The following is an 8715-nucleotide window of genomic DNA, read 5'->3' on the forward strand; positions in this document are numbered from 1 at the left end:
TCAGGCCCCCTTCCCGTTCACCGCCTGCATGCCGACCGACTTCGGACTGACCGAGGCGAACAGCGCCTGGATGTAAGGCCTGAACATGTGTTCCAGCGCGCCGGCGAAGAGGATGACGAGGCCCTGGATGATGACGATCATGTCGCGGCTGATCGCCGGCATCTCGAAGGCAAGCTCGGCGCCGCCCTGGTAGAGCATGCCGAACAGGATTGCCGCCAGCACGATGCCGACAGGATGCAGCCGGCCCATCAGTGCCACGGCGATGCCGACAAAGCCGGCGCCGGAGACGAAATCGATCGCGACATTGTGCTGGTCGCCCATCACCGGGTTGAGCGCCATCATGCCGGCCAGCGCGCCTGATATCATCATGGCGGTTATGATGATGCGCGTTTCCGAAATGCCGGCATAGCGCGCCGCCTTCGAGCTGTGGCCATAGGTGCGCATCTCGTAGCCCAGCCTGGTCCGCCAGATCAGCAGCCAGACCAGGAAGGCCATGACCAGCGCCAGCAGGAAGCAGATGTTGAGCGGAGCGGAGCGGATCTTGGCGCCGAACAGTTCGATCATCCAGTTGAGCTTCGGCAGTTCGGCGCCGGCGAGGAAATTGCGCGTCTGCGGCGCCTGCGAGCCGGCCGGCTTCAGCGGGCCGACCAGCAGATAGACCATCACCGAGGCCGCGATGAAGTTGAACATGATGGTGGTGATGACGATGTGCGAGCCGCGCTTGGCCTGCAGATAGGCCGGGATCAGGCCCCACGCCGCGCCGAACGCGGCAGCGGCCACGATCGCGATCGGAAAGATCACCCACCAGGGCAGCAGGCTGTCGAGGCTGAGGCACACGAGCGCGATGCCGAGGCCGCCTATATAGGCCTGGCCCTCGGTGCCGATGTTGAACAGGCTGCAATGCGCCGCCACCGCCACCGACAGCCCGGTGAAGATGAAGGTCGTGGCGTAGAAGAGCGTGAAGGCAATGCCGGTGCCCTTGCCGAAGGCGCCTTCGACCAGGATGACGGCGGCGCGGAACGGGTTTTCGCCGACCAGCATGACGACGAAGCCGGCGACGATGAAGGCGACCGACAGGTTGATCAACGGAATCAACCCATAATCGGCCCAGGCCGGCAGCTTGGCGTAAGGCGTGCTCATTCGGCGGCCTCCTGGTGCTCGACACCGGCCATGAGCAGGCCAAGCTCGCCTTCGGTCGCGTCCGGGCCGCGCTCGCCGACGATACGGCCCGCGAACATCACCAGGATGCGGTCTGAGAGCGAGCGGATCTCGTCGAGCTCGACCGAGACCACCAGCACCGCCTTGCCCTGGTCGCGCATGGCGATCAGCCGCTTGTGGATGAATTCGATCGCGCCGACATCGACGCCGCGTGTCGGCTGGCCGACGATCAGCACGCCGGGATCCTGCTCCATCTCCCTGGCCAGCACGATCTTCTGCTGGTTGCCACCGGAGAAATTGGCCGTCTTCAGCCGCGGATTGCCGGGGCGGATGTCATATTTCTCGATCTTGTCCTTGGCGTCGGCCATGATGGCGTCGATGTCGAGGAACGGCCCTTTCAGATAGCGCTCGTCGTCATGATAGCCGAGGATCGAATTCTCGTTCTCCTCGAAGGCGAGCACCAGCCCGACATGGTGGCGGTCCTCGGGCACATGGGCGAGCCCGCGGTCGCGCAATTCGCCGGGATCGGCCTTGCCGGTGAGATCGATCGGCTTGCCCTCCAGCATCACCTCACCGGAGACCGCATGCCGGATGCCGGAGATCGCTTCGAGCAGTTCCGACTGTCCGTTGCCGGCAACGCCGGCGATGCCGACGATCTCGCCGCCGCGCACGTCGAAGGAGACATTGTCGACCATGGTGACGCCGCGCTGATCCTTCACCGTCAGGTTCCTGACCGAGAGCCTTATCGCGCCGGCTTCCGATTGGCCCTTCTCGACCCTGAGCAGCACGCGCCGGCCGACCATCAGCTCTGCCAGCTCGCCGACCGTGGTTTCTTTCGTCACCCGCGTCGCCACCATCGTGCCCTGGCGCATCACCGAAACCGTGTCGGTGATCGCCATGATCTCGCGCAGCTTGTGGGTGATGAGCACGATGGTTTTTCCTTGATCCTTCAATTGCTTGAGGATGCGGAAGAGGTGGTCGGCCTCGGCCGGCGTCAACACGCCCGTCGGCTCATCGAGGATCAGGATCTCGGCGCCGCGATAGAGTGCCTTGAGGATTTCGACACGCTGCTGCAGGCCGACCGGCAGCTCCTCGATGACGGCGTCGGGATCCACCTCGAGGCCGTATTCGCGCTCCAGCCGGTCGAGCTCCGAGCGCGCCTTGGCGATGCTGCTCTTCAGCAGCGCATCGTTCTCGGCGCCGAGGATGACGTTTTCCAGCACCGTGAAATTGTCGACCAGCATGAAATGCTGATGCACCATGCCGATGCCGAGCGCGATCGCGTCGTTGGAGGTGTTGATCGACACCGGCTTGCCGTCGACGCGGATCTCGCCGCTGTCGGCCTGGTAGAAGCCGTAGAGGATCGACATCAGCGTCGACTTGCCGGCGCCGTTCTCGCCGACAATGCCGTGGATGGTGCCGCGCGCGACTTCCAGGTTGATGTCGCGGTTGGCGCGCACGGCGCCAAAACTCTTGTTGATGCCTATGAGCTCGATTGCGGCTTGCGCCATGCAGCCTGTCCCACTCGTTATTTTTTTATCGCTTGGTCAAAACGCCTAGCATGATGCCCCGCTTATGCCAATCGGCCGTTCACTCTCGACAAATCCCCGCGCCCTTGTCAATTTCGAACCTGAGCAGGTCCGCAAAAGTGTCCCACGGTTTTGCGATCGGAACCTGCGAGAACCAACAGAGCATAAGCAGATAATCGCGGGCATCCCGCGAATATCTGCCTAGAGCATGATCCCGAAAAGTGGAAACCGGTTTTCGGAGAAAGATCATGCTCCAATGAAGAGTTAGATCGTGACGGCGATTCAACGAAACGCCATCACGATCTGGAGCAATTCCAGGAAAAGTGTGAGCGGTTTTCCGCCCGGAATTGCTAAAAGCAAGGAGATAGAGCATTTCACCGTTTCCGTGAAACGGTGAAATGCTTGATGAAGGCTTCACATTCGCAAGGGTTCGGTTTTGCATGGCCATGCCTGACGATCGGCTGACGACGCTGGAAATCCGCGCCGCGGAGCAGGAAAAGACCATCGAGGAACTGTCCGGCCAGATCGCCGAGCAGTGGAAGGTGATCGAACGCATGGAGCGCAAGCTCGCCGTCCTGACGGACCGGTTCCTGGAGTTGGAAGAACAAACCGCTCCCGATGTTCCGGTGACCAAGCCGCCGCATTGGTGAGGCGCCATGGGGAAAGACGGCAATGTCCAGTGAAAGCGACCGTGTCGCCAGAGCCGGCGACTATGTCTTTGGCCTGATGAACGACAGGGAACGCGCCCGCGCCGAGCGCGACCTTCAGATCGATCCCGCCTTTCGCGACACGGTGCTGCGGCTGGCCGAACGCTTGCGCGCCTTCGATCCCGCGGGACCTGACGAGCGCGACAACCGCTGGGAGCTGGTCACGCAACGCCTTGCCGAACTGCCGCAGATGCAGACGCGGCTGGCCGCCGTCGCCGATCCAGAGACGGAACCGTCGCCGCCGATGATCCACCGGCTCGAGCGCAAGCCCTACGGCGTCGGCCTGCATTCGCTTGGCGGCAGGCTGGGCTTAGTCATCGCGCTTGCCCTGCTGGCCGCCTTTGCGCTCGGCTATCTCGCCGGCACGCTATAAAAGCAATCCATAAAAGTGCTGGCGGTCTTCCGTCCGAAATTGCGTCAAAGCAGAGACTTCGACATCAGAAGCATCGGCGCGCCGTCCTGCTCGAAAGTCTCGACCGCCGACCATCCAAGCGCTTCGTAAAAGCCGCGCGCTTGCCAGGTGTAGAGGTGGAGCATGCCGATACCGGCCGACGCGGCGTGGGCCTCGACGGTTTTGACCAGTGCCGTGCCGACACCGCCGCCTCGATAGGTTTCCTCGACGACCAGACCGGCCAACCATGGCGTTAAATTGTGCGGCGAGTCGATCTCGTCGCGAACGAGCAGGCAGCTCCCGATCGGCCGGCCACGCTGGCGGGCGACGAAAGCCGCCTCGAAGCCATCGCCGGTGATCAGCCCGCGCAGTCCGGCCATGTCTTCGTCAAGCATCCGGCCCGTGCCCTCGAAGAAAGCTTTGACCCGAAGCCGCGCTATTTGTTCGATGTCGTCCTCGGCCATCGCTTCGATTATCGGCCTCATCGCCGAGTCTCCAAAAAACGAAACCGCCGGGCCATAGCCCGGCGGCTCAAAGCTTGGTTCAACTGCCGATCAATACGGGCAATTGTTATCGGCGGTGTAGTCGTGCACCTGCACCTTGCCGGCGATGATGTCGGCCTTGGCCTTTTCGACAGCCGCCTTCATCTCGTCGGTCACCAGCGCCTTGTTGTTGTCGTCCATGGCATAGTCGACGCCGCCTTCCTTGAGGCCGAGATTCTGGACGCCGCCCTTGAAGGTACCGTTCTTGCCGTCCATGAACGCGTTGTAGACGGCAACGTCGACGCGCTTCATCATCGAGGTCAGCACCTTGCCGGGCTGCAGGCCGTTCTGGTTGGAATCGACGCCGATGCCGAGCTTGCCGGCATCCGCCGCGGCCTGCAGCACGCCGACGCCGGTGCCGCCGGCGGCGGCATAGATCACGTCGGCGCCCTGGTCGATCTGCGTCTTGGCGATCTCGCCGCCCTTGGTCGGGTCGTTCCAGGCGGCCGGCGTGTCGCCGGTCATGTTCTGGATGACGTCGGTCGCGCCGGCCGACTTGGCGCCGCCGACATAGCCGCATTCGAACTTGCGGATCAGCGGGATGTCCATACCGCCGACGAAGCCGACCTTCTTCGACTTCGACGCCATCGCCGCCAGGATGCCGACGAGATAGGAGCCTTCATTCTCCTTGAACACCAGCGAGCGGACATTGGGCAGGTCGACGGCATCGTCGATGATGGCGAAATTCAGGTCGGGATAATCTTTCGCGACCGCTTTCAACGCGTCTTCCCAAGCAAAGCCCGCCATGACGATCGGGTTGCGGCCATCCTCGGCGAAACGGCGCAACGCCTGCTCGCGCTGCGAGGCGTTGGAGACCTCGAATTCGACATAAGCCACGCCGGTTTCGGCCTTGAACTTCTCGGCGCCGTGATAGGCGGCTTCGTTGAAGGATTTGTCGAACTTGCCGCCGAGATCGTAGAGGATGGCCGGTTGGACATCCGCGGCGAAAGCCGGAAGAACCATTGCGGTTGCGGCCAGAAGGCCGAGAACGATACGTTTCATGTGATCCACACCCTGTCGGTTATTTTCCGTTTGCGCCGCCCGCCGGCCCGGTTCTCCGGCAGGCCTGCGACGTCAGGCAGGAAGTGTTTTTCCCCTCCCGCTCGCGGTCAATCTGGCACGGCGCGAAACAAAATTCACGTGGAATTTTGACCTGTTGGAAAAAGCGGTTACCGGCGGTTGGGCTCGGCGCCTTCGCCTCATACTCCCGTCTGTGATTGCGTCAAAACAAGAGCCTTCAGGGGCTTGGGGCGAATTCCGCGCCGCGGCGCCTGCGCCGGTAGCCGATGGCATAGAGCAGGAAGGCGAGCACCGCGAACACCGCGAAACCAGGTTGCGCGAGCACCCAGGCGACGGCGCCGTCCCAGACCAGCGGGCTTGCCTTGGCGCGCACGAAAGTCTCGAAGGCCGCGCGGGTATCGGGTGAGACCGCCAGCCAGCTTGCGTTGAGCGGCGTCAGCACCAGCGAGGAGGCGGCGACCGAGCGTGTCGTGTCGATCACCGCCATGATGACGGCAATCGACAGCGCAACCATGGCTGCCAGCCGAAAGATGAAACGCAACATCGACGCTCTCCCCGGGAACGCTCCGTCTACCCCGCAACCGACATAGAGCGTGCGTGGTTCCCGCGCAATCGCGGCCGGCGAAATTAACGAACCCGCGCCGGCCTGCGCCGGTTCACCGGCCAGATGGCGAAAATGCCGCCGGCGATCGCGCCGACGATCAGCCCGCCAAGGCCGACGAAAGCCGCGAAAAATCCGCAGGCGCCCTCGAAACAGCTCATATGCGTCAAGTCGGCGATCAGCGAACCGGCGAAGAACCCGCCGAATGCGCCGACCGCGCCACCAAGGATGATGCCGAGCAGCGCGGCAAGGATCGAGACGAAGACTGGCGGCCGCTCGGTCTCCGGATTGGCATAGACGGTCTCGGACCCCGCGCCGTTGCGCAGAAGATAGATGCAGAGCAGGCCGATGGCGATCTCGGTCACGGTGAAGCCCAGCGCCTCGACCGAGAAGACGAAGGCATAGGACACATAGGCCTGGCGCAGGATGAGCCAGACGATGATGGCGGCCTGCCAGATCGTGTAATGCCGCGGGAAGCGGGCCGAGCGGTTGAAGGCAAGGCCAAGCAGGTACAATCCCCACAGGATGGTGATCACGCCGCCGGTCAAGCCGCCATAGACGAGCAGGAACGCATTTTCCGGCAGGCTGAAATCGCCGATCAGCCGCCAGTTCGCGATCAGGCCGTAGGCCGACAGCCCCATGACGATGACGAGCCAGGCCACCGGGATGAAGGAAAGCCCGCTATCCGGCCGCCCCGCGGGCTGCTGGTCGATCGACGCCATGTCAGGACGATGCCCCTCGCCCAGGCAATTCCAGGAAAAGCATATCGCGGCTTTCCGTCAGGAACTGCAAAAATTGAACCGGAGGGAAAGCTCGCAACCGTCCCGACCCGGATTGCATTAAATAAACAGTTCGGGCAGTCGACAGCCGCGCGGAACCGAAGTCAAGCGCAGCCAGCCAGAGGCGGCTTACCTGTGCACATCATTCGAACGCTTCGGCCCTTCCCAGGCCCACGGCTCCGCCCTTTCCGCGGCGAAAGCCTTTGCAATACCATCCATTATGGCTTGGCATTCGCTTTCGGATCGACTAGATGAGCCCCGCGCCTGTTTGCCTAGACGGCTATCGGCGCGGGAAGGGGTTGCCTGCCGGTTGAAGGCACACCACATATCCGTCGAGGACTTCCCATGGGAGCATCTCCCCAACCCGCGCGGCGAAACCGGCCGGCGCGAGATGTCAAGGACGGAGAGGTGGCCGAGTGGTTGAAGGCGCACGCCTGGAAAGTGTGTTTACGGGAAACCGTAACGCGGGTTCGAATCCCGCTCTCTCCGCCAGCTCATTCACCTAAAAACCGTTTATTTTCAAAAATTCGTTGCTGCCGGCGCGGCCCAGTCCGAATGGTGCGCCAATTTCCCTGTATTTTCAGACGGTTGTATGATCAAGGATCTGCCTGGTCCATATCTCGGCGATGCCGTGAAAGCGAAGTATCCGCTTCTGTTTGCCGAAGCCGCTGTCGATCGCCTGCGTTGCAGGCATCGACAACATCTTATTGGGCAGGCAGTCGACGGAACGCGCCTGGCGGCCGGCCGACAATTTTCGAGAAGGCCTTGTTGAAGTGCACCTGGTCGGCAAATCCGCATTCGGCGGCTATTTGCATGATGGGCATCGATGTATTCGCCAGCAGGTAGCGAGCGCGCTGGATACGGCTGTCCATCAAATATTGATACGGCGTCTTGCCGGTAGCCTTTTTGAAAAGGCGAGCGAAATGATCCGGCGAAAAACCGCTCCTTTCAGCCAAATCAGCCAAGGAAAGCTTCTGGCTCATTCTGGCTTCTATCACTTCGTGAACGGAGGCGAGCTGCTTACTATCAAATTCTCCGGTCGGATATTCTGCCGTATTGGCCGGATGTAGATTGGAATACCTGCGCAGAATTCGGCCCGCCGCGACCCGCGCCAGATGCTCCACATAGGAGTACGGCCCCTCGGCGTCGAACTCCAGCGCCTCGCTGATCTCGGTGACCAACTGCTCAAGCAAGGGGTCGGTCAAGGCCAACCTGCTGAAGATTTCGATTGGCCGGGTTTCGCCAAGATCGGCAGCGATTTCGGCCAGAAGGGTGGCGTGCAGATAAAGATGTGTCGTGTGGACGCACCTGTCCCATTTCAGCCGGATCGGCTGGCCGGGCGTCACGATGTCCAAATGTCCGGGGCGGGTGTTCGCACGGTGCTCTTGCCCCTCGATGTTGGCGACGATTTTGGCGGAACCGGACCTCGTCAACCTGATGAGAAGGTGCGGGCTGGCAGGGAAAGTTGCGTCATTGGGATCTTCAATCTGCATCGAAAGATACACTTTTTCCCAATTGCGACCGGCGCTCGTCTGAAGGGTCCGGCAGGAAGCGAGCGCGCCAAAGCCGTGGATTTCCTTCACCGGAAACTCTTGGGGGGAGGCAGTTTCCGCCGCTTGGCGGGCGGATCGAGCCTCCGTGTGTACGCTCTCGTACCGAGATTGTACGCGCTCTGGCCAGCTTGTTCGGATGTTCATCGCAACCACCCGATCGCTTCGCGTATACATCCGAAGCTTTGCTTGGATACTTACGATTACTAGGAATAGAGCCGTTCGGCGGAGGACGGCACCTGACAAAAGTCAGGTTCGGACATGACGAAAGTCATGTTTGTTACCGGCGCTTCTCGAATTGCTGCAGCTTCGGATGCCCCCGAGTCCGTCGACCAGGTTGACCTCGGCCTATGTAGGCAGAGGTCCACTGAACGCCATTAGAGCATGATCCCGAAAAGTGGGAACCGGTTTTCGGAGAAAGATCATGCTCCAACAAAA

The 8715-nt window shown here is 61.7% G+C and carries 9 protein-coding genes and 1 tRNA gene; 3 read left to right on the forward strand and 7 right to left on the reverse strand.

The window, feature by feature from the left end:
* Entirely contained in the window at positions 1–1140 is a 1140-nt protein-coding gene (locus MJ8_RS27175) for an ABC transporter permease (RefSeq protein WP_201411689.1), read from the reverse strand.
* Positions 1137–2669, reverse strand: coding sequence for an ABC transporter ATP-binding protein (locus tag MJ8_RS27180; RefSeq protein ID WP_201411690.1), 1533 nt, complete (start codon positions 2667–2669; stop codon positions 1137–1139). Before MJ8_RS27180 ends, MJ8_RS27175 begins: the two co-directional genes overlap by 4 nt.
* 458 nt (positions 2670–3127) lie before the next feature.
* Here MJ8_RS27180 and MJ8_RS27185 point away from each other — a divergent pair, with 458 nt between their 5' ends.
* The gene (locus MJ8_RS27185) at positions 3128–3337 is read left to right on the forward strand and encodes a SlyX family protein (protein ID WP_201411691.1); all 210 of its coding nucleotides are present in this window, start codon (positions 3128–3130) and stop codon (positions 3335–3337) included.
* A gap of 22 nt (positions 3338–3359) precedes the next feature.
* Positions 3360–3767 carry a hypothetical protein gene (locus MJ8_RS27190; protein ID WP_201411692.1) on the forward strand — a complete coding sequence of 136 codons (408 nt, stop codon included), beginning with the start codon at positions 3360–3362 and terminating at the stop codon, positions 3765–3767.
* A gap of 44 nt (positions 3768–3811) precedes the next feature.
* On the opposite strand, the gene MJ8_RS27195 is transcribed toward MJ8_RS27190, so the two are convergent.
* The 4 genes from MJ8_RS27195 to MJ8_RS27210 all read right to left on the reverse strand — a co-directional run bounded on the left by MJ8_RS27195 (position 3812) and on the right by MJ8_RS27210 (position 6670).
* The gene (locus tag MJ8_RS27195; RefSeq protein ID WP_263649336.1) at positions 3812–4249 is read right to left on the reverse strand and encodes a GNAT family N-acetyltransferase; all 438 of its coding nucleotides are present in this window, start codon (positions 4247–4249) and stop codon (positions 3812–3814) included.
* A 90-nt stretch (positions 4250–4339) separates the two neighbouring features.
* Entirely contained in the window at positions 4340–5329 is a 990-nt protein-coding gene (locus MJ8_RS27200) for a BMP family lipoprotein (RefSeq protein ID WP_201411694.1), read from the reverse strand.
* 235 nt (positions 5330–5564) lie between these two features.
* Positions 5565–5891 (reverse strand): hypothetical protein, encoded by a 327-nt coding sequence (locus MJ8_RS27205; RefSeq protein ID WP_201411695.1) that lies wholly within the window; start codon positions 5889–5891, stop codon positions 5565–5567.
* An 83-nt stretch (positions 5892–5974) separates the two neighbouring features.
* Positions 5975–6670 (reverse strand): hypothetical protein, encoded by a 696-nt coding sequence (locus tag MJ8_RS27210; protein WP_201411696.1) that lies wholly within the window; start codon positions 6668–6670, stop codon positions 5975–5977.
* A 459-nt stretch (positions 6671–7129) separates the two neighbouring features.
* Here MJ8_RS27210 and MJ8_RS27215 point away from each other — a divergent pair.
* Positions 7130–7219: transfer RNA gene (locus tag MJ8_RS27215), tRNA-Ser, on the forward strand.
* A 212-nt stretch (positions 7220–7431) separates the two neighbouring features.
* Here MJ8_RS27215 and MJ8_RS27220 read toward each other — a convergent pair.
* Positions 7432–8310, reverse strand: a complete 879-nt coding sequence (locus tag MJ8_RS27220; protein ID WP_201411697.1) for an AraC family transcriptional regulator — start codon at positions 8308–8310, stop codon at positions 7432–7434.
* Positions 8311–8715: the final 405 nt, after the last annotated feature.

The sequence above is a fragment of the Mesorhizobium sp. J8 genome, assembly GCF_016591715.1.
GTDB lineage: Bacteria > Pseudomonadota > Alphaproteobacteria > Rhizobiales > Rhizobiaceae > Mesorhizobium.